Raw genomic sequence first — 20,713 nt, 5'->3', positions numbered from 1 at the left:
GGGAGTGAGCTTGCCCGCGATGGCCTCAAGGCCGCCGCGAATGGTACAGGCTCACCTTGCGAAACTCCCAGGGCTCCGCCAAGTCCGGCAACGTCAATGCCTCCAGGACCTCCAGCCGTTGATAATGCGCATGCTGAAAATCCCGCACCCGGGAGTCTGCTACCAGCGCTTCACGGCCACGGCTGAGAAACTGATCCAGCAACGGCAGGTTCGCCCGGTCGTAGAGTACGTCGGCCACCAGGATCAGGTCGAAGCGGTCGGCTTCGGCGAAAAAATCAGCTGAGTAACCCAGCTCCACACCATTGAGTTCTGCATTCGCCCGACATGATGCCAGCGCCAGCGGGTCCAGGTCGCAGGCCACCACTTCCAGCGCGCCCGCCTTGATGGCAGCGATCCCGGCCACGCCGGAGCCGGCGCCGAAATCCAGCACACGCTTGCCGGCGACCCACGCTGGGTTCGCCGCCAGGTAGCGCGCCAGTGCCAGACCGCTGGCCCAGCAAAAGCTCCAGTAGGGCGGTTCGTGCAGGATGCGCCGGGTTTCTTCGGGGCTGAAGGCGCGGTCCATGTTGTCGGCGTCCAGCAGCCACAGCGACAACTCGGTGCCTGGGAGCGGGCAGGGCACCAGGCGGGCGTCGCCGATCAAGTCGCTCAGCGCCGCGTGCAGGTCCAGCGGTGGTGTCATGGTGCCTTGACGAGTTGCAGGGGGCCGGTGGTCTGGGTGATCGCCTGGGTCACGCGCACGGCGGGCAGGTGCAAGATCAACTGGCCGGACTGGCTGGCGCGACCGCGCAATTCCACCCGCGCATCGGCTGGGAACGCGTCGGGATTGAAGCGCAGTCGAAAGGCCAGGGGCTTGCCGTTGCCGGTCAGCACGCTGCTGGCGAGTAATTGTTGCGGGCGCGAGCGTTCGTCGATCACCAGCAAGGCCATCTCGACCTCGGCACCGGCCGGCACGTTGGTCAGGGTGCCATTGATTTCGCGTTGGTAGGCCGGCAGTGGGCCCAACTCTTCGGCGCCAGGGAGTTTTTTCTCCTGGGCGGGGGTGGGTTGTGGCGCGGCGGGTTTAGGGGTTTCGCTGCTGCAGGCGACCAGAAAAAGACTGAACACACTGAGTAATACAAGTGGTCGTAGCTGCATGTACGGCTCCAGAAAGGACAAAATCCGTGGCTTTAAAAACAAGAAACATATTACTCAGCCTATATACCGTAAAGGCTATGGCTTGTCTTGCCACAGGGATGCGCTACCATGGCCCTCCCTTTTTTTGTTGCCTGCCACCATGCACTGTCCCTTCTGCGGTGCCAACGACACCAAGGTCATTGACTCACGTTTGGTCGCCGAGGGCGATCAAGTGCGTCGCCGGCGCGAATGCCTGGCCTGCGGTGAACGTTTCACCACCTTCGAAACCGCCGAACTGGTGTTGCCGCGCCTGATCAAATCCGACGGCAGCCGCCAGCCTTTCGACGAAGACAAACTGCGCGCCGGTATGCAGCGCGCGTTGGAAAAACGCCCGGTGAGCGTCGAGCGCCTGGAAGCGGCGCTGGTGCATATCAAGCACAAGCTGCGGGCCACCGGCGAGCGCGAGGTCAAGAGCCTGGTGGTGGGTGAACTGGTGATGGGCGAGCTGCAAAAGCTCGATGAAGTCGCCTATATCCGTTTCGCCTCGGTGTACCGACGCTTCCAGGACCTCAATGAGTTCCGCGAAGAGATCGACCGCCTGGCCCGTGAGCCTGCCAAAGAATGAACCCACCGTCTGCCGAACAAGCCGTCCTCGACGCCCATTACATGGCGCGCGCCCTCGAATTGGCGCGCAAGGGCCTGTACACCACCCACCCCAACCCCCGGGTTGGCTGCGTGATCGTGCGTGATGGGCAGATTGTCGGCGAGGGCTGGCACGAACGCACCGGCGAGCCGCATGCCGAGCCGAACGCGTTGCGTGCAGCGGGCGACAAGGCCCGTGGCGCCACGGTGTACGTCACCCTCGAACCGTGCAGCCACCACGGCCGCACGCCGCCCTGCGCCGATGCGCTGGTGAGTGCCGGCGTAGCCCGCGTGGTGGCCGGGATGCAGGATCCCAACCCGGACGTGGCGGGGCGCGGCATGCAGCGCCTGGCCCAGGCCGGCATCGAGGTGCGCAGTGGCGTGCTGGAAAGCGAAGCGCGTGCGCTGAACCCCGGTTTCCTCAAGCGCATGGAACACGGCCTGCCGTTTGTGCGGGTCAAGCTGGCGATGAGCCTGGACGGCCGCACCGCGATGGCCAGCGGCGAAAGCCAATGGATCACCGGCCCGGCCGCCCGCGCCGCGGTGCAGCGCCTGCGCGCCGAGGCCAGCGTGGTGCTGACCGGCGCCGACACGGTGCTGGCCGACGGCGCGCGCCTCACCGTCCGTGCGGCCGAACTGGGCCTGGACGAGGCCACTACCGCCCTGGCCATGTCGCGCCCGCCGCTGCGGGTGTTGATCGACGGCCGCCTGCGGGTGCCGCTCAATGCGCCGTTCTTCAAGGCCGGGCCGGCATTGGTGATCACCTGCGTCACGCCGGAAAACCAGTTTCCCCGTGGCCCCGAGTGCCTCGTAGTGCCGGGTGTCGAGGGCCAGGTCGACCTGCGCTCGGCGCTGGTGGCGCTGGCGGCCCGTGGCGTCAACGAAGTATTGGTGGAGGCGGGCCCAAGTCTCGCCGGTGCCTTTGCCCAGCAAGGCCTGGTGGATGAGTACGTGATTTTCATCGCCGGCAAGTTCCTTGGCTCGGCGGCGCGGCCCTTGCTCGACTGGCCGCTTGAGAAACTGGCGGACGCACCCCAACTCAAGATCACTGAAATGCGCGCTGTGGGCGACGACTGGCGAGTCACTGCCATCCCTGTGCCAGCAGCGAGCGTATAATTTTCTACCGACGCCCAGCGCGGTAACGTTTTCCAGGAGAAGGCCATGTTCACCGGCATCATCGAATCCATCGGCAGCATCCGCGCCATGACCCCAAAAGGCGGCGATGTACGCCTGTCGGTTGAAACCGGCAAGCTCGACCTCGGCGACGTCAAGCTGGGCGACAGCATTGCCATCAACGGCGTGTGCCTGACCGTCATCGAATTGCCGGGCAACGGTTTTGCCGCCGACGTCAGCCGGGAAACCCTGGACTGCACCGCGATGAACGACCTCAAGGCCGGCAGCCCGGTGAACCTGGAAAAAGCCCTGACCCCGACCACCCGCCTCGGCGGCCACCTGGTCAGCGGCCACGTCGACGGCGTCGGCGAAGTGGTGGCGCGCAGCGAAAACGCGCGCGCCGTGGAATTCCGCATCCGTGCGCCGAAAGAGCTGGCCAAGTACATCGCCCATAAAGGCTCGATCACCGTGGATGGCACCAGCCTCACCGTGAACGCCGTGAATGGCGCCGAATTCGAGCTGACCATCATTCCCCACACCCTCAGCGAAACCATCATGGCGTCGTACCAGCCAGGTCGCCGGGTGAACCTGGAAGTCGACTTGCTTGCCCGTTACCTGGAGCGCCTGCTGTTGGGCGATAAGGCCGCAGAGCCCACCGGAAGTAACATCACCGAAAGCTTTCTGGCCGCTAACGGCTACCTGAAATCCTGACCAAGGGGGTGCTTTGTGGCGCTCAATAGCATCGAAGAACTGGTTGAAGACATCCGCCAAGGCAAGATGGTCATCCTCATGGATGACGAAGACCGCGAGAACGAAGGCGACATCATCATGGCCGCCGAGGCCTGCAAACCTGAGCACATCAACTTCATGGCCAAGCACGCCCGGGGGTTGATCTGCATGCCCATGAGCCGCGAGCGCTGCGAGTTGCTCAAGCTGCCGCTGATGGCGCCGCGCAATGGTTCGGGGTTTGGCACCAAGTTCACGGTTTCTATCGAAGCGACCACAGGCGTCACCACCGGCATCTCCGCCGCCGACCGCGCACGCACCGTGCAGGCCGCTGCCGCCAAGGACGCCAAGGCTGAAGACATCGTCAGCCCCGGCCACATCTTCCCGCTGATGGCCCAGCCGGGCGGCACCCTGGCCCGTGCCGGCCACACTGAAGCCGCTTGCGACCTCGCGCGCATGGCCGGTTTCGAGCCCAGCGGCGTGATCTGCGAAGTGATGAACGACGACGGCACCATGGCCCGTCGCGCTGAACTCGAAGCCTTTGCCGCCGAACACGACATCAAGATCGGCACCATTGCCGACCTGATCCACTACCGCATGATCCACGAACGTACCGTTCAGCGGATTGCCGAGCAGCCACTGGACAGCGAACTGGGCCAATTCAATTTGGTGACCTACCGTGATTCAGTGGAGGGCGACGTGCACATGGCCCTGACCCTGGGCACCGTTTGCGCCGACGAACCGACCCTGGTGCGTGTGCACAACATGGACCCGTTGCGCGACCTGCTGATGGTCAAGCAACCGGGCCGCTGGAGCCTGCGCGCCGCCATGGCCGCGGTTTCCGAGGCGGGCAGCGGTGTGGTGCTGTTGCTGGGCAACCCGGTGGATGGCGATGTATTGCTCGCGCATATCCGCGAAACCGCCGAGCACACCCAGGTCAAGACGCCGACCACCTACAGCATTGTCGGTGCCGGTTCGCAGATTCTGCGTGACCTGGGCGTGCGCAAAATGCGCCTGATGAGCGCACCGATGAAATTTAATGCGATATCCGGTTTCGACCTGGAAGTAGTAGAATACGTGCCCTCCGAATAAAGGCCGGCGTTTTTGCCCCTTGTTCGCGGTTCAAATATCACTAAGGGGCGCGTCATAGACGCGTCCCGGCTCTTTAAGAGATTTGTCGAATGACCCTGAAGACCATCGAAGGTACCTTCATCGCCCCCAAAGGCCGCTGTGCCCTGGTGGTTGGCCGCTTCAACAGCTTCGTGGTTGAAAGCCTGGTAAGCGGTGCCGTGGACGCCCTGGTTCGCCACGGTGTGAGCGAGAGCGACATCACCATCATCCGTGCCCCTGGCGCCTTCGAAATTCCACTGGTTGCGCAAAAAGTTGCTCAGCAGGGTGAATACGCGGCAATCATCGCCCTGGGCGCGGTCATTCGTGGCGGTACGCCGCACTTCGAATACGTGGCGGGCGAATGCACCAAGGGCCTGGCCCAGGTGTCCATGGAGTTCGGCGTGCCGGTCGCTTTTGGCGTACTGACCGTTGATTCCATCGAGCAAGCCATCGAGCGTTCCGGCACCAAGGCCGGTAACAAAGGCGCTGAAGCTGCGCTGTCCGCCCTGGAAATGGTTAGCCTGCTGTCGCAGTTGGAGGCCAAGTGATTTCCGACGAGAGCGACAACTTCAACCCGCGCGAACCACGCCCAGCAGACGCCGGCAAGCCGTCCAAGAACGAGAAGCGCCGCGCTGCTCGTCAATTGGCGACCCAGGCGCTGTACCAGCGTCACCTGGCCGGTGCCTCGCTGAACGAAATCGAAGCGCAGTTCCGCGTCGACAACGATTTCACCTTCGCCGACCTGCCGTACTTCCACGACATCCTGCACGGTGTGCACGCGCACCTGACCGAGATCGACACGGCCCTGGCACCTTGCCTGGACCTGACCATCGAGGAGCTGGACCCGGTTGAATTGTGCGTCATGCGCCTGTCGACCTGGGAGCTGATGTACCGCGTGGACGTGCCGTACCGTGTTGTGATCAACGAAGGCATCGAATTGGCGAAAGTCTATGGCTCGACCGACGGTCACAAGTTCGTCAACGGCGTGCTCGACAAGCTGGCCCCAAGCCTGCGCGAAGCCGAAGTGAAGGCGTACAAGCGCTGAACCGCGCTTGAATCCGGAATGGGTGAGTTTGAGCTGATCCGCAATTACTTCGCCGCCGCGCCTTGTGCGCAAGGCGGCGAGGGCATTGCCCTTGGGATCGGCGACGATTGCGCCTTGCTGGCGCTCCCCGCTGGGGAGCAGCTGGCTGTCTCCACCGATACACTGGTGGCCGGGGTGCATTTCGCCGACCCCTGCGACCCCTTCCTGCTTGGTCAGCGCTCGTTGGCTGTGGCCGTAAGCGACCTGGCCGCCATGGGCGCCCACCCCCTCGCCTTTACCCTTGCCCTCACCACCCCGACGGTCGATGCCGATTGGCTGCAACGCTATGCCCAGGGTTTGAACGCCATGGCACAACGCTGCGGCGTGGGCCTGGTGGGCGGCGATACCACGCGCGGCCCGTTGAGCCTGACGCTGACAGTGTTCGGTCGCGTGCCGGCCGGGCAAGCGTTGACCCGCAGCGGCGCGCAGCCAGGTGACCTGCTGTGCGTCGGCGGTGAACTGGGCAATGCCGCTGGCGCCTTGCCGCTGGTGTTGGGGCAGCGCAGCGCTGATGCCGCTATCGCCGAGCCGCTGCTGGCCCATTACTGGTCGCCACAACCGCAACTGGCCCTCGGGCAAGCGCTGCGGGGCAAGGCTACGTCTGCGATGGATATTTCCGACGGGCTCCTGGCCGATTGTGGGCATATCGCCAGGGCGTCGGCGGTCAGCCTGGTGGTTGAGCGCCAGCGGTTGCCGTTGTCCAGGGCGTTGTTGGCGTTTGCCGGTGATGACGCGGCGCGAGTGGCCGCCCTGAGCGGTGGCGATGACTACGTGCTGGCGTTCACCCTGCCGCCCGCCGAGCTGGCGCCGTTGCTGGCCGCTGGCTGGCCGGTCCATGTGATCGGACGGGTCGAGGCGGGGCAGGGCGTGACGTTGCTCGACGCCAGTGGGCAGGACATCACACCCGCCGTACGTGGCTATCAACATTTTCACGAGGCCCCTTGAATCGGTGACCTGCGCTACCCTCTAGGGGGGTTATCACCGATGCAAGGCTTTGTAGGAGGTCGTCACCATGGATGTGCGTCGCTGGCTGCTGATACTGCTGTGTGCCGTAGCGCCTGTGGTGGGGGCGCAGGAGGCGCCCGTGGTGTCCGGCAAGGTCCTGCTGGCCAGTGAGGCGTGGGATGACTACACCAATGCTGACGGGAGTGGCCTGGCCTGGGATCTGTTGCGCAAGGTGTTCGAACCCGCCGGGGTCAAGTTGCAGACCCGCACGGTGCCCTATACCCGCTCGGTCGGGCTGGCCCAGCGCGGCGAAGTGGATGGCTGGGTAGGGTCCTACCGCGATGAGGCCAAGGGCGTGCTGTTCCCTCGCTGGAACTACGATTCCGACCATATCTATGCCCTTGGGCTGGCCAGCCTGCCAACGCCCACCCCGCAGACCCTGGGCAATTACCGGCTGGCGTGGGTGCGCGGCTACAAGTACGAGGACTACCTGCCCAACGTGCAGCGCTACAACCAGATCGAGCGCCGCGATGGCATTTTGCCGATGCTGCAACACGCTCGCGCCGACTTCTACATCGACGCCCTCACAGAAGCCACGTTCGTACTGAGTCAAGCCAAGGACCCTTCCCAGTTCAGGCTGACCCACATCGCCGAACTGCCGCTGTTCCTGGGTTTCGCCGACAACGAGCGGGGTCGCAGCCTTGTGGTGCTGTTCGACGAACGCATGGCGGCGTTGGTGAAAAGTGGCGAGCTCAAGCCGATTTTCGAACACTGGAAACAGCCCTATCCGTTCTGACCGCATAGAACCAGGCAGAAGGCCAATCGAACCTATTGATCTTTATCAGCGATAATTCAGCTTAAGCGTCTGTAGGAACCTGCTGTTACAATGGCCGCCTTTGTAAAAATTGAAATCAGGAGCACCCGGTGCCCGTCGTTTTCGTCGCCGCTTCCAAGCTGCCTACCCCTTTTGCCACGTTCACCATGAACGGCTTCCTTGAAGAAGCCACCGGTCGCGAGCACGTTGTGCTCAGCCTCGGCGATATCGCTGATGGTGCCCCGGTGCTTGGCCGCGTGCATTCCGAATGCCTGACCGGCGATGCCCTGTTCAGCCAGCGCTGCGACTGCGGTTCGCAATTGGAGGCCGCCCTGCAGGCCATCGCCCGTGAAGGCCGTGGCGTGTTGCTGTATTTGCGTCAGGAAGGCCGTGGCATTGGCCTGATGAACAAGATCCGCGCCTACGAACTGCAAGACGGCGGTGCCGACACGGTCGAGGCCAACGAGCGCCTGGGCTTCGCGGCCGACCAGCGTGACTACGCGATCTGCCTGCCGATGCTCGAGCACCTGGGCGTGAAATCCCTGCGCCTGATGACCAACAACCCGCGCAAGGTCAAGGCGTTGACCGAGATGGGCATCACCGTCGCCGAGCGCGTGCCGCTGCACACCGGGCACAACCCGCATAACAAGCTCTACCTGGCCACCAAGGCCAGCAAGCTCGACCACATGATGGGTAACGAGCATCAGGGCGAGGTTGACCGCGCGTGACCCGTGGCCAGGTGAAACGGCGACTGTCCTTCAATTGGTGGCAGTACCTGGCCCAGGCGCTGCTTCCCCTGTTTGTGATCAACCTGGTGTTCGGTCAGGCGCAGTCGCTGTTGCCGGTGCTGGCCATGCCGTTCTTCATCGCGGGCGTGGCCTCGATGTTCCTCAGCCTGCGGTATTTCAATGGCTATAAACACGCGTTGATCGCCACTTCCAAAGCCCTCGATACCCCGGAAGAACCGGCTGCGTGGATCACCCTCGCGGCCCGTCGACGCGCGGCCTTGCTGGTCGCGGCGCTGCCTGCGTGGATTGGTGCATTGGCGGTGTTCGTCGGGTTGGAGGCGGTGCCGCTGTTTTTGCTGGCGCTGTCGACGGCGGTGCTGTTCTACCTCTACCGCATCCCTCGTCAACTGGGATGATCCGCCGCGGGTTGCTCGTTCTGCTGTTGGCGCTGAGTGCTCAGGTGCTGGCGGCCGAGCGTGTCGTCAGCCTGGCGCCGTCACTGTCTGAAATCGTGGTTGAGCTGGGCGCTGCCGAACTGCTGGTGGGTGTGCTCGACGGTGGCGAGCGGCCTGAGGCGTTGGCGAAAGTGTCGTCAGTCGGGCATTACGGCCAACTGGATATGGAGCGCCTGCTCAGCCTCGAGCCCGACCTGATCCTGCTTTGGCCCGGTAGCGTCGGCCCGGCCCAGCGCGAGCAGCTGCAGCGTTTGAACATCCCCGTCTACGTCGCCGAACCCCACAGCCTTGAACAACTCACCACCCAGGTCCAGGCCATCGCCGAGCAATTGGGCCGCGCCGATGCCGGGCGGCAATTGGCCGCGCAATTGCGTCAGCGCCTGGCCGAGCTGCGTCAGCGCTATCAGCGGGCGCAACCGCTGCGGGTGTTCTACCAGGTGTGGAACCAGCCGCTGTACACGGTAGGCGGTGGGCAGATCATCAGTGACGCCTTGAGTGTCTGCGGTGCGCGCAATGTGTTTGATGACCTTAAGTTGCCTGCGCCGCAGGTGAGTATCGAGTCGGTATTGCAGCGTGATCCCGAGATGATTCTGGTGGGGGATCAGGCGCAGCTGGATGCCTGGAGCATCTGGCCCAGCATGGCGCCGCGGGCTCGCCTGGTGCCGGACAAGGGGTTGGAGCGGCCCAGTGGGCAGATGCTGGAGGCGGTGGGGCGGTTGTGTCAGGTGATATCGCCGAACCTGTGAGGCCGCTCACAGATCAAGGTGGGAGGGGGCTTGCGCCCGATGAGGCCGGTACAGGCAGCGATCAAATGCCCGGTGTCCACGTCACCCCGAACATCCAAACCCGCCCTTGCTCGCGATACCGCTGATTCACCTCAAACCCCGGATCTTGATAGCTATACATCGCCCGTGCATACGCCTTGTCCAAAAGGTTATCCACCTTCACCGAAAGCGCCACTTCCCGATTCAACGCCCAACTGCTGCGCAACCCCAGCAAGCCATAGCCCGCCAGGCGATGAGTATTCGCTTCGTCGTCGTAACTCGTGCTGACGGCCTGCCAAGTAGCGCCGACCCCCAACTGGTCGAACTGCCGATCCACATCCAGGCTCAAGGTGCGCCGCGCCCGTCGGGCCAGGGTGTGGCCGCTGTCGCGGTCGCGCGGGTCGATAATCGAGAGCCCCAGGTTGCCTTGCCAGCCGAACAGTTGCTGCTTGAGGGCGGCCTCGAAACCGCTGATACGGGCAGAGGCCACGTTATAGGGGATAAACAAGTTCTCTGACTGCGCGACGATGGCATCCCTGAGATCGGTGCGGTACAGCGAGGTTTCCAGGCGCGTGGTGTCGGTCAACTGGCTGCGCCATTGCAGCTCGTAGCTTTTTGAATGCTCGGGCTTGAGGTTGGAGTTGCTGCTGTCGGGGTAGTACAAATCGTTGAAGCTCGGCGCACGGAAGCCTTCGCTGTAGGACAGCAGCACGTCGTTGTTCGGGTTGAGCGGTACGGTCAGGGTGCCGCTCCAGGTGTTCTGGCTGCCGAACTGCTGGTTGGTGTCGTGGCGCAGGCCCAGCTCGGTGGCAAAGCTGTCGGCTGCAAAGCGATGTTGGATAAACACCGCGCGGTTCCAGCGGCTGTCCTGATCGAAATCGGTGCTGGCATGCACGCGGTCCTCGTACCCATCGGCGCCCAGTATCAGGCTGTTGCGTTCATCCAGGCTCAGGTCGTTTTGCCAATTCACCGAGTCGCGGTAGGTGTTGAAGGCGCTGCTGCTGTCGCTCAGGTCATCGCGTTTTTTATCGCGGTTTTCGCTGTGGCCAAGCTCCAGCCGGGTTTGCCAGCGTTCGTTGAGTTTGGCATCGACATAACCGCTGGCGCTGCTGACGGCGTAGTCGGTGTAGGGCTTCTGGCTGACGAAGGGGTTGTCGTACTCGGACGTGCCCCGGCCATCGAGCAGGTTGAAGCCGACTTCGACGTCATCGCTCAGTGAGTGACTGAGGTTCAGGCTCACGGACTTGTTGCGATACGCATCGTGGTCGCCATCACTGGCAAACGACTCATGGGTCCAGTTGATGCCCTGGGTTTCATCCAGGCTCGCGCCGAGGTTGAAGCGGGTGTGCTCATCGCCGCCCGACAGGCCCAGGCTGCGCTCCCAGGTGTGGTTGCTACCAAAACCCAGGTGCAAGCGCGGGTGAACGCCGGCTTGGGCGTTGCGTCGGGTGGAAATCTGGATAACCCCGCCAATGGCGTCGCTGCCGTAGATCACCGAGCGTGAACCGCGCAGCACTTCCACCCGCTCGATCTGGTCGACACTCAAAAATTGCAGGCCGCTGTCACCGGAGGTGGCATTGGCAATGCGCTGGCCATCCACCAGTACCAGGCTTTGGGCGGCCTTGGTGCCGCGAATGAAAATACCCGGCAGGCTGCCACGGCCACCGGTTTGAGCCACTTGTACGCCGGGAACGCGGCTGAGCAGGTCGGTGACGCTGGTGGGTTGCAGGCGGTCGATGTCGTCGCGGATGAAGACGCTATTGGCAGCGCTGCTGTCATTGCGTGCCTGCACCTGGCGGTTGGCGCTGATGACCACATCCGAAAGGTTCAGGGCCTGGTCGCGGGTGTCGGCGAACAATTCGGGGGCCGGTACAAACAGCAGGGCGAGGTACAGGCGTTTCATGGGCTGTCCATATTATTTCAAATGTACGCAAACCAAATGTGGGAGGGGGCTTATCCCCGATGGCGGTGTGTCAGTCTCAGTATCTTTCACTGATCCACCGCTATCGGGGGCAAGCCCCCTCCCACATTTCAAAGCCGGTTTACAGGCCCAATAGCGCCATGCGTTCACGCACCGAAGCCTCGATCCCGGCTTCATCCAAGCCACATTCCGCCAGCATCTGCGCCGGCTTGGCATGTTCGACGTACACATCCGGCAAGCCCAGGTGCAGCACCGACTTGAGAATGTTTTCCCGCGCCAGGAACTCGCTGACGGCCGCTCCCGCGCCGCCCATGATGGCGTTTTCTTCGACGGTCACCAGCAGCGTGTGGCTACCGGCAATCTCGCGCAGCAAGGCTTCATCCAGCGGTTTGACGAAACGCATGTCGATCACGGTGGCGTCGATCTTCTCGGCGACTTTGAGCGCTTCGGCCATTTGCACGCCAAACACCAGGAACGCGACCTGGCTGCCCGGGCGACGCACGATGCCCTTGCCGATTTCGATAGGCTCCAGGTCCTTCTCGATCACCGCATTCGGGCCGTTGCCGCGCGGGTAGCGCACGGCGGCGGGGCCGTTGTACAGGTGGCCGGTGCTGAGCATCTTGCGCAGTTCGTTCTCGTCGCTCGGGGTCATCACCAGCATGCCGGGGATGCAGCGCAGGTAGGACAAGTCGAAGCTGCCGGCGTGAGTCGGCCCGTCTTCGCCCACCAGGCCGGCGCGGTCGATGGCGAACAGCACGTCGAGGTTTTGCACCGCCACGTCATGCACCAACTGGTCGTAGCCGCGCTGCAGGAAGGTGGAGTAGATCGCCACCACCGGCTTGGCGCCTTCGCAGGCCATGCCGGCGGCGAAGGTCACCGCGTGCTGCTCGGCAATCGCCACGTCAAAATAGCGCAGCGGGAAGCGCTCGCTGAACGCCACCAGGTCGGAGCCTTCCTTCATCGCGGGGGTTACCCCTACCAGGCGCGGGTCGGCGGCGGCCATGTCGCACAGCCACTCGCCGAACACACCGGAATACTTTGGCCCGCTGGCTTTTTTCGGCGCAGCGGCGGGAGCGTCCACGGGTTCGAGCTTGGTGATGGCGTGGTAGCCAATCGGGTCGATTTCCGCCGGGGCGAAGCCTTTGCCTTTTTTGGTGACGATGTGCAGGAACTGCGGGCCCTTGAGGTCACGCATGTTGCGCAGCGTGGCGATCAGGGTGGGCAGGTCGTGGCCGTCGATCGGGCCGATGTAGTTCCAGCCCAGCTCTTCGAACAGGGTGCCGGGGACCAGCATGCCCTTGGCGTATTCTTCGGTGCGCCGGGCAATTTCCCACGCGCCAGGCAGACGCGAGAGCACCTTCTTGCTGCCTTCGCGCATGCTGGCATAGGTGCGACTGGAGAGGATTTTTGCCAGGTAATTGGACAGGCCACCGACGTTGCGCGAGATCGACATGTCGTTGTCGTTGAGGATCACCAACATGTTGGCGTTCACTTCCGGCGCATGGTTGAGCGCCTCGAAGGCCATGCCCGCAGTGAGCGCGCCATCACCAATCACCGCAATCGCCTTGCGATCACTGTTTTGCAGGCGGGCGGCAATCGCCATGCCCAGCGCTGCACTGATGGAGGTGCTGGAGTGACCGACGCCAAAGGTGTCGTACTCGCTCTCGGAGCGGCGCGGGAACGCGGCAATGCCGTCCTTCTGGCGCAGGGTGCCCATCTGCTCGCGGCGCCCGGTGAGGATCTTGTGTGGATACGCCTGATGGCCCACGTCCCACACGAGCCGGTCGTCCGGGGTGTCGAACACGTAATGCAGGGCGATGGTCAGCTCGATGACGCCCAGGCCGGCACCGAAATGCCCACCGGTCTGGCCGACCGTATAGAGCAATTCCAGGCGCAGTTCATCGGCCAGGGTTTCCAGCTCGGCTTCACCCAGACGGCGCAGGCCGGCCGGCGTGACAGCACGGTCGAGCAGGGGCGTGGACGGGCGCTTGCGGGGAATCTCTTGGAACGTCGTGGGCATCAGGCGAATCGTTATAGGTATAGAAGAGGCGGCAGTTTACCTCAAGCATCGCAAACTGCCCACGCAGAGCGCCGAACTTGGCCGATATGCGGCTGCAATGGCCGCCGATATCAGTGTCGGCGTTCGACGATATACCGCGCCAGGTCCCGCAATGGCTCGGCCGCCGCGTCGAAAGGTCGCAGGGCGTCCAGGGCCTGGTCGCGCAGTTCCAGGGCGTAGGCCTTGGCCGCATCCAGCCCGAGCAGGGCCGGATACGTCGGCTTGTCCCGTGCGATATCCGCACCCTGGCGCTTGCCCAGGGTGGCGGTATCACTTTCGACGTCGAGGATGTCGTCCTGCACCTGGAAGGCCAGGCCGATGGCGCGGGCATAGGTATTCAGCGCGGCCAACTGCGCAGCGTCGGCGCGGCCGCTGGCCAGGGCACCCAACTGCACGGCGGCCTCGATCAGCGCACCGGTCTTGTGGCGGTGCATGAATTCCAGCGCTTGCTGGTCCAGCTTCTGGCCGACCGAACCGAGGTCGATGGCCTGGCCACCAACCATGCCCGCCGGGCCCGCCGCCTCGGCGAGCGCAGTGACCATGCGCAAGCGGATTTCGGCGTTGACGCTGCTCAGCGTCGGGTCCAGCAGAGCGCTGAACGCCAGGCTTTGCAGGCCATCACCGGCCAGGATCGCACAGGCTTCGTCGAAGGCTTTGTGGGTTGTGGGCTGGCCGCGACGCAGGTCGTCGTCGTCCATCGCGGGCAAATCGTCGTGAACCAGGGAGTAGGCGTGGATCAACTCCACCGCACAGGCCGCGCCGTTGGCCTGCTCGGCGGCTGCGCCTAAGGCCTCGCACGCCGCGTACGCCAGCAACGGACGCACACGCTTGCCACCATTCATCACGCTGTAGCGCATCGCTTCGTAGAGGCGATTCAGTCCAGGGCTTGGCGCGACAAACAACGGTTCCAGCGCCGCATTGACGCGGGCTTGGCTACTGGCCTGATACGCGTCGATCATTCCGGCTGTTCCGCATCGAAAGGTTCTTCGGCCAACTCGCCGTCACGTTCCAGCAACACCTGGACCTTCTGCTCCGCCTGCGCCAGGGCGCTCTGGCAGTCGCGGGTCAGGCCAATGCCTTGCTCAAACGCGGTCAACGAGTCTTCCAGCGACAACTCGCCATTCTCCAGACGCTCGACCAGGGTTTGCAGGTCGGCAAGGGATTGTTCGAAATCGAGTGCAACTTTTTTGCGGGCCATGGCGGCTATTCCGGTAGACGGTAAACCGGCGGGACACTAGCAGACATGGGGATTCTGGGCAAATGAGCGGGGGGCTGGGTCGAGAGCATGAGCCGATTAACCACTTTATTCGGCTCATGGGCCGTCAATCTCTTTTCGCTGATGATGAGCACCGCCCGTGTGCGTTTTTCAACTGTGACTCAAATTCCGACAACCCCCTGTACATGCTCTGTAACACGTCAATTTGAACGGCCAGTTCCCGCTTTTTGTCAGTAATGGCCATATCTGCCCGTGCCCAAGGCAACTCATTGCCCTGATGCTCTCGAAGAATGCCCTGCAATTCCTTGAGCTTGAACCCCAACTGCTGCGCGCACTTGATAAACATCAGCCGCTCAACACATTGCTCCGTATAAACCCGGTATTGCCCCCGACGCTGCGGCGCCGGCAGCAGCCCGATCGCCTCATAGTGACGAATGGTTTTGATGGTCGTGCCCGACAACTGCGCGGCTTTGCCGATGTACATGAACATTCCCTTTTCCCGCGAGTAGGCCCGCTTGCTGCAGCCACTTGGCCCGTTGCGTCGCAGTAGAGCCCAACACCGGCCCGAGCAGCAACGTCTTGACGGGCTTGATCCCGCAAAACGCCAGCGTGGTCTTGCGCATTTGATGGATGCCCGGCATGCGGTAGAACCAGCGGTAATACCATGTCGGTGTGTCCAGGGTCACCAGCAAGTGCGCGGTTCTACCGGCTAGCAGCTTGTCGGGGAAAGCCTTGCCCGGCCGATATTTGAAAGCAAAGCCGGGTAGGAAGATTCGGTCGAAAAAGCCCTTCATCAAGGCAGGAATGCCGCCCCACCAGATGGGGAACACGAACGCCAGGTGAGTCGCCCACAGAATGTCGGATTGGGCGCTGAGCAAGTCCGGCTCCAGCGGCTGGATGTGCGTGTAGCCATGGTGCAAGACGGGGTCGAACGTGAGCGCGCCCAAGTGGAGGACCCGGACGTCATGCCCGGCGGTTTTGGCTCTGAGGCTGTAGGTGTCGGCCAGGGCGGAGCAGAAGCTGGTTGCAGAGGGATGTCCGAGGATGACGAGGATGCGTTGTGGCATGAGCGTGGTCCTGAAATGGGGGGCTCAGGGTAGGGGGTGCTGTATAGGGGAGAGTCAAGCTTACGCAAATTGGAACAGCCTGCTTTTTAGGGCAGGCTTTTTATGTGGCGTGGTTAATCAGTCCTTACGCGCCGTCAGCGCCGCATAACCATTCATCAAGTTGCGATAGTTGGGAATCCGCTGGGACAACAGATTGCCCAGGCCTTCGATGTCGTTGCGCCAGTCGCGGTGCAGCTCACAGGCCACCGAGAACCAGTTCATCATCTGCGCACCGGCCTGGGTCATGCGGTTCCACGCTGCCTGCTGCACCGTGGTATTGAAGGTGCCCGACGCATCGGTCACCACAAACACATCAAACCCTTCCGCCAGCGCCGACAGGGTCGGGAACGCCACGCACACATCTGTTACCACACCGGCAATGATGATCTGCTTACGGCCGGTGGCCTTGATCGCCTTGACGAAATCTTCGTTGTCCCACGCATTGATCTGGCCAGGGCGGGCGATGTACGGCGCATCCGGGAACATCTCTTTCAGCTCGGGAACCAGCGGGCCGTTGGGGCCTTGTTCGAAGCTGGTGGTGAGGATAGTCGGCAGTTCGAAGAACTTGGCCAGGTCTGCCAGGGCGAGCACGTTGTTCTTGAACTCGTTGGGAGAAAAGTCCTGCACCAGGGAGATCAGGCCAGTCTGGTGGTCGACCAGCAGAACCACGGCGTCGTCTTTGTTAAGGCGGTTATAGGTTGGCGTGCTCATGGTTGAATCCTTTTTGTTCAAGTTGGGGTAGGAGGCGTTGCGTTCAACATGGGCACAGATTAATGGGTGGGCTGGAGGGGATAAATCGGCTGGAACGTGTAATACCGTCAACCTGGATGAGACAGTTGAGGTGCGGGAGGCGGGGGGCGGGGCGTGTTTACAAAGGATTCAGGCATTAAAAAGCCGGCTTGTGGCCGGCTTCTCGGGGACTGCTTCAGCTTGTTTTTGACAAGCCTCACCAGCCTTCAAATCGCTCAGCCCACGTTGCGTCAGGCTGAATAGTAGGGGCATCCGCGGGAACTCCTCCGCTTCGCCGAGCAGGGCGGATAGCGTGAAGCCACCCCCTGCCAAATGTGGGCCGCATGATACCGGCATTCACCTCAAATGCCCACCTCCGGATCCGTTTTAGAGCCTTCCCAGCCCAGTAGGTGCTCATCCAGCGGCACCGGTGGGCGGCGGTTGTTCAAGGTGGACCACCAGAACACCCATCCCACAATCTGAAAGTTCTGCTCGAACCGTTGCTCGTACGTAAGGTATTCGTCCGGATGCTCCCCGGCATTGTGGCTGCGCATTCGCAAACCACCGCCGGGGCGGTTGTAGAGGTATTTGATCCGCAGCATTCCGTCATGCTCTACCGCGTAGATCTCGCCATCGATGATCTGGGTGCGGCCTCGGTCGATGGCCAGAGTGGCGCCTTGTTGGATGATGTCGATCATGCTGTTGTCGACCATGTAGGCGCCTACCGCACGGTCGGGATTTACGGTGAGGGTTTGCAGGGTGTGCAGGGAGACGCGGATGCGCTCGGTGGAGGTGAATGAGGGGTGGAGTTCTATCTCCACGTCGGTTTTTTCCGGGGGGCAGGCCGGGCCTGTGAGGTATTTTCCGCTTCCTTCGCGGGTGGTGGGCAGTCCTTTTTTCGTTTCCGGGCCTTCCAGCAGGAAGTTGGCCGGTGGGTGCTTGGGGCCTTCGCCGGTGCGTAACCAACGGCTGGAGATGCACAGCAATTCTGCAATCTCGTTGAGTCGGCCCATGGGCACGCCGCGTTTGAACCAGTTGTTCACGTGTTGGGGCGTGACACCTCGGTTCTTGGCGAAGTCGGAGGCGGAAAGATGAACTTCCCGCAGTAGCGCTTTTAAACGATCACCTGATGTATTCATAAACGCAGAGTTTACTGGCGGGGAAAACAAATCAAATAAACCATGCGTTCAATTACGCCTGTAGGTTTTTACTTAGTTGTGGCCTGATTTTTCAATTTTAATAGGTGATTAAACAGGGTGGGTTGTTAGTTGAACTTGGTGTTTAATCGCGCCCATAAAAAAGCCCCGAATCATCGGGGCTTTTTATATTGCCGCAGCAATGAGGCGCGAGTCTTAGCCTTTGTAGGCAGCGACCGACTTCAGGATCTCGGCGCGGGCGGCGTCTGCGTTGCCCCAACCGTCGATCTTCACCCATTTGCCTTTCTCGAGGTCTTTGTAGTTCTCGAAGAAGTGCTTGATCTGTTCCAACAGCAGTGGCGGCAGGTCGGTGTATTCCTTCACGTCCACGTACAACTGGGACAGCTTGTCGTGTGGAACCGCGATAACTTTGGCATCGCCGCCGCCGTCGTCGGTCATGTTCAGGATGCCGACTGGACGGGCACGGATAACCGAACCTGGGGTAACCGGGTAAGGGGTTACAACCAGCACGTCGAGGGGGTCACCGTCGTCAGCCAGGGTGTTGGGGATGAAGCCGTAGTTGGCCGGGTAGAACATCGGGGTGGCCATGAAACGGTCAACGAACAGGCAGTCGCTGTCTTTGTCGATTTCGTATTTGATCGGCGCGTGGTTGGCCGGAATCTCGATGGCGACGTAGATGTCGTTCGGCAGGTCTTTGCCAGCCGGAATCTTGCTGTAGCTCATTGGGCGTTGCCCCCGTTAGTTGGCCAAGAAACTTGGCCGGATTGGCCTAAAAGTGGCGGCGATTATAGGCATATTCTGGCGCCGATGCCATGCGCCAGACGTCGCAAGGTCATTCGCCTTGCGGCTGATAACGCGGGTCGCTGGCTTGCAGTTGGACCAGGCGGGCCAGAGGGTCCTGGCGATAAAAGCGGCTGAGTTGGGCGTACACCTGTGGATAACTGTTGATCAGCAAGTCCGGCGCGCTGAAGAAATATTCGCTGGTGACGGCGAAGAACTCCGCCGGGTTTTCCGCGGCATAGGGGTCGATTTCGGTCTCAACGTCCGGGTTGGCGTCGAGCTGGCGAATGAGGTCGTCGTAGGCGCCCTGCATCACGCTGGCCCATTCCTGCACGCGCATGTCGCTGTGCAGCGGCGGCAGGCCATTGGCGTCGCCGTTGAGCATGTCGAGCTTGTGAGCCAGCTCGTGGATGACCAGGTTGTAGCCTTCCCAATTGCCGCTGGCCAGCACGCCAGGCCAAGCCAGGATCACCGGGCCCTGTTGCCAGGCCTCGCCGCTGTGTTCACCGTCCCATTCGTGCTCCACGCCGCTGGCGTCGCGATGGCGCTGGGGGCTGAGGAAGTCGTCGGGGTACAGCACGATTTCGTGAAAGCCCTGGTACCAGTCGAGGTCGCCCAGGTTCATCAACGGCAGTTGGGCCTGGGCGGCGAGCAGCAGGCGCTGCTCCTGATGCAGTTCGACACCGGGCAGGGCGGTCAGGTGCTTTTCGGCCAGAAACACCACGCAGGCTTCGCGCAGCCATTGGTCCTGCTCGGCGCTAATGCCGTCGAGGAAGGTCAGGTGGTGGCGCACCCGCTGCCATGTGTCATCGGCAATCGGGTGCTTGGCCAGCAGGCGCCGGCGACGCCAGGCGCTGAGGGACCACATCGCCGGTCAGTGCGGTTTGGCTTCGGAGGACGTGCGACCAAAGCGGCCGCGGAACACGCCAATGATCATCGGCACCAGGGACAGCAGGATGATGAACACCACCAGCAGCGACAGGTTCTTCTTGATGAACGGCACGTTGCCGAAGAAGTAGCCCAGGGTGACCAAGCCGCCGACCCAGAGGATGGTGCCCAGCACACTGAAGCCGAAGAAGCGGGGGTAGGGCATCTTGGCGATACCGGCGACGAACGGTGCGAAGGTTCGCAGGATCGGCAGGAAACGCGCCAGGGTCACGGTTTTGCCGCCGTGCTTGTCGTAAAAGTCGTGGGTTTTTTGCAGGTAATCGCGACGGAAGATTTTCGAGTTGGGGTTGTTGAACAAGCGTTCGCCGACTGTTCGCCCGATCACATAATTGGTGCTGTCGCCCAGGATGGCCGCGAGCATCAGCAGGCCGCCCAGTAGGACCGGGTCCATGCCGCCGCCGGCTGCAACGGCGCCGGCGATAAACAGCAGTGAATCACCTGGCAAAAACGGCATGACCACCAGGCCGGTTTCGCAAAAAATAACCAGGAACAGAATGGCGTAGATCCATGGCCCGTAGTTGGTTACCAGCAGGTCGAGGTAAACATCGAGATGCAGGATAAGGTCGAGCGGGTTGAAATCCATGGATGGCACCTGTGTGAATGGCCCGGCTCAGCAGGCCTGTGCGGAGGCTCGGGTAATAAGGCTACAAGCGTATGTCGCGATTCTTACAAGCCTGAAAGGTCCGCATTATACGGATTGGGCGTTGAAAAGCCTGTTGGTTTTGTAGCGGGGGATGTCGCAGGTCGCCAAGGCATACATCGATCAAGATGTGGTGGCGAGCACGCCCGCCCCCACAGGGGATTTTTTAGCGTTCGGGCGACTGAGATCAATCTTCGCTGATCGGCAGGGTGTAGTTCTTGAACTCGGTGTCTTCGCGAAAGCCGATCGACTCATAGGTCTTTTGCGCCACCGCGTTGTCACTGCTGGTGGACACCCGCAGCCGCACTGCGTGGGTCTCCTTGGCCATTTTCTTGGCCGTGCGCATCAGGTTGTCTGCCACCAGTTGCCGGCGGGCATCCTCGGCAACGTAGATGTCGTTGAGGATCCAGACCCGTTTCAGCGACAGCGACGAAAAGCTCGGATACAGCTGGCAAAACCCGAGCAGTTTCTTGTCGTCATCGTCCGCTAGTGCCAGGTAGATCACCGATTCCTTGCGGCGCAGGCGTTTTTCCAGAAAGGCCCGCGACGAGTCCGGGAAGGGCAGCGCCCCATAAAACTCGCGGTATTTGACGAACAGCGGGGTCAACAGGTCCAGGTGTTCCAGGGTCGCTTGAGTAATCCGCATGCCAGGCCTCAACT

General features: G+C 62.2%; 25 protein-coding genes. 11 read left to right on the top strand and 14 right to left on the bottom strand.

Features of this window, described 5'->3' with window-relative positions:
* Nucleotides 1-25: 25 nt before the first annotated feature.
* On the bottom strand, nucleotides 26-682 hold the full coding sequence (locus CQ041_RS16410; RefSeq protein ID WP_105523472.1) for a methyltransferase: 657 nt from the start codon (nucleotides 680-682) through the stop codon (nucleotides 26-28).
* On the bottom strand, nucleotides 679-1,137 hold the full coding sequence (locus CQ041_RS16405) for a YbaY family lipoprotein (RefSeq protein ID WP_105523471.1): 459 nt from the start codon (nucleotides 1,135-1,137) through the stop codon (nucleotides 679-681). Before CQ041_RS16405 ends, CQ041_RS16410 begins: the two co-directional genes overlap by 4 nt.
* 139 nt (nucleotides 1,138-1,276) lie before the next feature.
* Between CQ041_RS16405 and nrdR the strand changes: the two genes are divergently transcribed.
* The 11 genes from nrdR (at nucleotide 1,277) to CQ041_RS16350 (ending at nucleotide 9,479) form a co-directional block, all read left to right on the top strand.
* The gene (gene nrdR, locus CQ041_RS16400) at nucleotides 1,277-1,741 is read left to right on the top strand and encodes a transcriptional regulator NrdR (protein WP_071485595.1); all 465 of its coding nucleotides are present in this window, start codon (nucleotides 1,277-1,279) and stop codon (nucleotides 1,739-1,741) included.
* Nucleotides 1,738-2,874 (top strand): bifunctional diaminohydroxyphosphoribosylaminopyrimidine deaminase/5-amino-6-(5-phosphoribosylamino)uracil reductase RibD, encoded by a 1,137-nt coding sequence (gene ribD / locus CQ041_RS16395; RefSeq protein ID WP_105523469.1) that lies wholly within the window; start codon nucleotides 1,738-1,740, stop codon nucleotides 2,872-2,874. Before nrdR ends, ribD begins: the two co-directional genes overlap by 4 nt.
* Nucleotides 2,875-2,919: 45 nt before the next feature.
* On the top strand, nucleotides 2,920-3,582 hold the full coding sequence (locus CQ041_RS16390) for a riboflavin synthase (RefSeq protein WP_017736638.1): 663 nt from the start codon (nucleotides 2,920-2,922) through the stop codon (nucleotides 3,580-3,582).
* Nucleotides 3,583-3,597: 15 nt separating this feature from the next.
* The gene (ribBA, locus tag CQ041_RS16385) at nucleotides 3,598-4,689 is read left to right on the top strand and encodes a bifunctional 3,4-dihydroxy-2-butanone-4-phosphate synthase/GTP cyclohydrolase II (RefSeq protein WP_105523468.1); all 1,092 of its coding nucleotides are present in this window, start codon (nucleotides 3,598-3,600) and stop codon (nucleotides 4,687-4,689) included.
* A gap of 89 nt (nucleotides 4,690-4,778) precedes the next feature.
* Entirely contained in the window at nucleotides 4,779-5,255 is a 477-nt protein-coding gene (gene ribE, locus CQ041_RS16380; protein ID WP_105523467.1) for a 6,7-dimethyl-8-ribityllumazine synthase, read from the top strand.
* On the top strand, nucleotides 5,252-5,752 hold the full coding sequence (gene nusB / locus CQ041_RS16375; RefSeq protein ID WP_105523466.1) for a transcription antitermination factor NusB: 501 nt from the start codon (nucleotides 5,252-5,254) through the stop codon (nucleotides 5,750-5,752). The genes ribE and nusB overlap by 4 nt, the downstream gene beginning before the upstream one ends.
* 18 nt (nucleotides 5,753-5,770) lie before the next feature.
* A complete protein-coding gene (gene thiL, locus CQ041_RS16370) occupies nucleotides 5,771-6,736 on the top strand; it encodes a thiamine-phosphate kinase (protein ID WP_105523465.1) in 966 nt (321 codons plus the stop codon).
* Nucleotides 6,737-6,803: 67 nt separating this feature from the next.
* The gene (locus CQ041_RS16365) at nucleotides 6,804-7,532 is read left to right on the top strand and encodes an ABC transporter substrate-binding protein (RefSeq protein WP_105523464.1); all 729 of its coding nucleotides are present in this window, start codon (nucleotides 6,804-6,806) and stop codon (nucleotides 7,530-7,532) included.
* 128 nt (nucleotides 7,533-7,660) lie between these two features.
* The gene (ribA, locus tag CQ041_RS16360) at nucleotides 7,661-8,278 is read left to right on the top strand and encodes a GTP cyclohydrolase II (RefSeq protein ID WP_105523463.1); all 618 of its coding nucleotides are present in this window, start codon (nucleotides 7,661-7,663) and stop codon (nucleotides 8,276-8,278) included.
* Nucleotides 8,275-8,694: an MFS transporter gene (locus tag CQ041_RS16355; RefSeq protein WP_105523462.1), complete on the top strand. Its 420-nt coding sequence runs from the start codon at nucleotides 8,275-8,277 to the stop codon at nucleotides 8,692-8,694. The genes ribA and CQ041_RS16355 overlap by 4 nt, the downstream gene beginning before the upstream one ends.
* The gene (locus CQ041_RS16350) at nucleotides 8,691-9,479 is read left to right on the top strand and encodes a cobalamin-binding protein (protein WP_105523461.1); all 789 of its coding nucleotides are present in this window, start codon (nucleotides 8,691-8,693) and stop codon (nucleotides 9,477-9,479) included. The genes CQ041_RS16355 and CQ041_RS16350 overlap by 4 nt, the downstream gene beginning before the upstream one ends.
* A gap of 61 nt (nucleotides 9,480-9,540) precedes the next feature.
* On the opposite strand, the gene CQ041_RS16345 is transcribed toward CQ041_RS16350, so the two are convergent.
* From CQ041_RS16345 to CQ041_RS16285, 12 genes are all read right to left on the bottom strand, one after another.
* Nucleotides 9,541-11,400, bottom strand: a complete 1,860-nt coding sequence (locus CQ041_RS16345; protein WP_105523460.1) for a TonB-dependent receptor domain-containing protein — start codon at nucleotides 11,398-11,400, stop codon at nucleotides 9,541-9,543.
* Nucleotides 11,401-11,539: 139 nt separating this feature from the next.
* Entirely contained in the window at nucleotides 11,540-13,438 is a 1,899-nt protein-coding gene (dxs, locus tag CQ041_RS16340; protein WP_105523459.1) for a 1-deoxy-D-xylulose-5-phosphate synthase, read from the bottom strand.
* A 110-nt stretch (nucleotides 13,439-13,548) separates the two neighbouring features.
* Nucleotides 13,549-14,436 (bottom strand): (2E,6E)-farnesyl diphosphate synthase, encoded by an 888-nt coding sequence (gene ispA / locus CQ041_RS16335; RefSeq protein WP_105523458.1) that lies wholly within the window; start codon nucleotides 14,434-14,436, stop codon nucleotides 13,549-13,551.
* Entirely contained in the window at nucleotides 14,433-14,675 is a 243-nt protein-coding gene (locus CQ041_RS16330) for an exodeoxyribonuclease VII small subunit (RefSeq protein ID WP_003176346.1), read from the bottom strand. The genes ispA and CQ041_RS16330 overlap by 4 nt, the downstream gene beginning before the upstream one ends.
* A 124-nt stretch (nucleotides 14,676-14,799) precedes the next feature.
* Nucleotides 14,800-15,177 (bottom strand): MerR family transcriptional regulator, encoded by a 378-nt coding sequence (locus tag CQ041_RS16325; protein ID WP_105523457.1) that lies wholly within the window; start codon nucleotides 15,175-15,177, stop codon nucleotides 14,800-14,802.
* Nucleotides 15,116-15,760 (bottom strand): NAD(P)H-dependent oxidoreductase, encoded by a 645-nt coding sequence (locus CQ041_RS16320; RefSeq protein ID WP_105523456.1) that lies wholly within the window; start codon nucleotides 15,758-15,760, stop codon nucleotides 15,116-15,118. Before CQ041_RS16320 ends, CQ041_RS16325 begins: the two co-directional genes overlap by 62 nt.
* Before the next feature lie 117 nt (nucleotides 15,761-15,877).
* Nucleotides 15,878-16,510: an isochorismate family cysteine hydrolase YcaC gene (ycaC, locus tag CQ041_RS16315; RefSeq protein WP_105523455.1), complete on the bottom strand. Its 633-nt coding sequence runs from the start codon at nucleotides 16,508-16,510 to the stop codon at nucleotides 15,878-15,880.
* 380 nt (nucleotides 16,511-16,890) lie between these two features.
* Nucleotides 16,891-17,667 carry a S24 family peptidase gene (locus CQ041_RS16305; RefSeq protein ID WP_105523453.1) on the bottom strand — a complete coding sequence of 259 codons (777 nt, stop codon included), beginning with the start codon at nucleotides 17,665-17,667 and terminating at the stop codon, nucleotides 16,891-16,893.
* 213 nt (nucleotides 17,668-17,880) lie between these two features.
* Complete coding sequence (gene ppa / locus CQ041_RS16300; RefSeq protein WP_003219382.1) at nucleotides 17,881-18,408, bottom strand: inorganic diphosphatase; 528 nt, start codon at nucleotides 18,406-18,408, stop codon at nucleotides 17,881-17,883.
* Nucleotides 18,409-18,517: 109 nt separating this feature from the next.
* Complete coding sequence (locus CQ041_RS16295; protein WP_105523452.1) at nucleotides 18,518-19,333, bottom strand: zinc-dependent peptidase; 816 nt, start codon at nucleotides 19,331-19,333, stop codon at nucleotides 18,518-18,520.
* Nucleotides 19,334-19,339: 6 nt separating this feature from the next.
* Nucleotides 19,340-19,996, bottom strand: coding sequence for a DedA family protein (locus CQ041_RS16290; RefSeq protein WP_105523451.1), 657 nt, complete (start codon nucleotides 19,994-19,996; stop codon nucleotides 19,340-19,342).
* Between the two features lie 244 nt (nucleotides 19,997-20,240).
* On the bottom strand, nucleotides 20,241-20,699 hold the full coding sequence (locus CQ041_RS16285; protein ID WP_105523450.1) for an N-acetyltransferase: 459 nt from the start codon (nucleotides 20,697-20,699) through the stop codon (nucleotides 20,241-20,243).
* Nucleotides 20,700-20,713 lie beyond the last annotated feature (14 nt).

Origin of the sequence: Pseudomonas sp. MYb60, from assembly GCF_002979555.1 — a bacterium.
GTDB lineage: Bacteria > Pseudomonadota > Gammaproteobacteria > Pseudomonadales > Pseudomonadaceae > Aquipseudomonas.
This window is presented reverse-complemented; position numbering and strand designations above follow the sequence as displayed.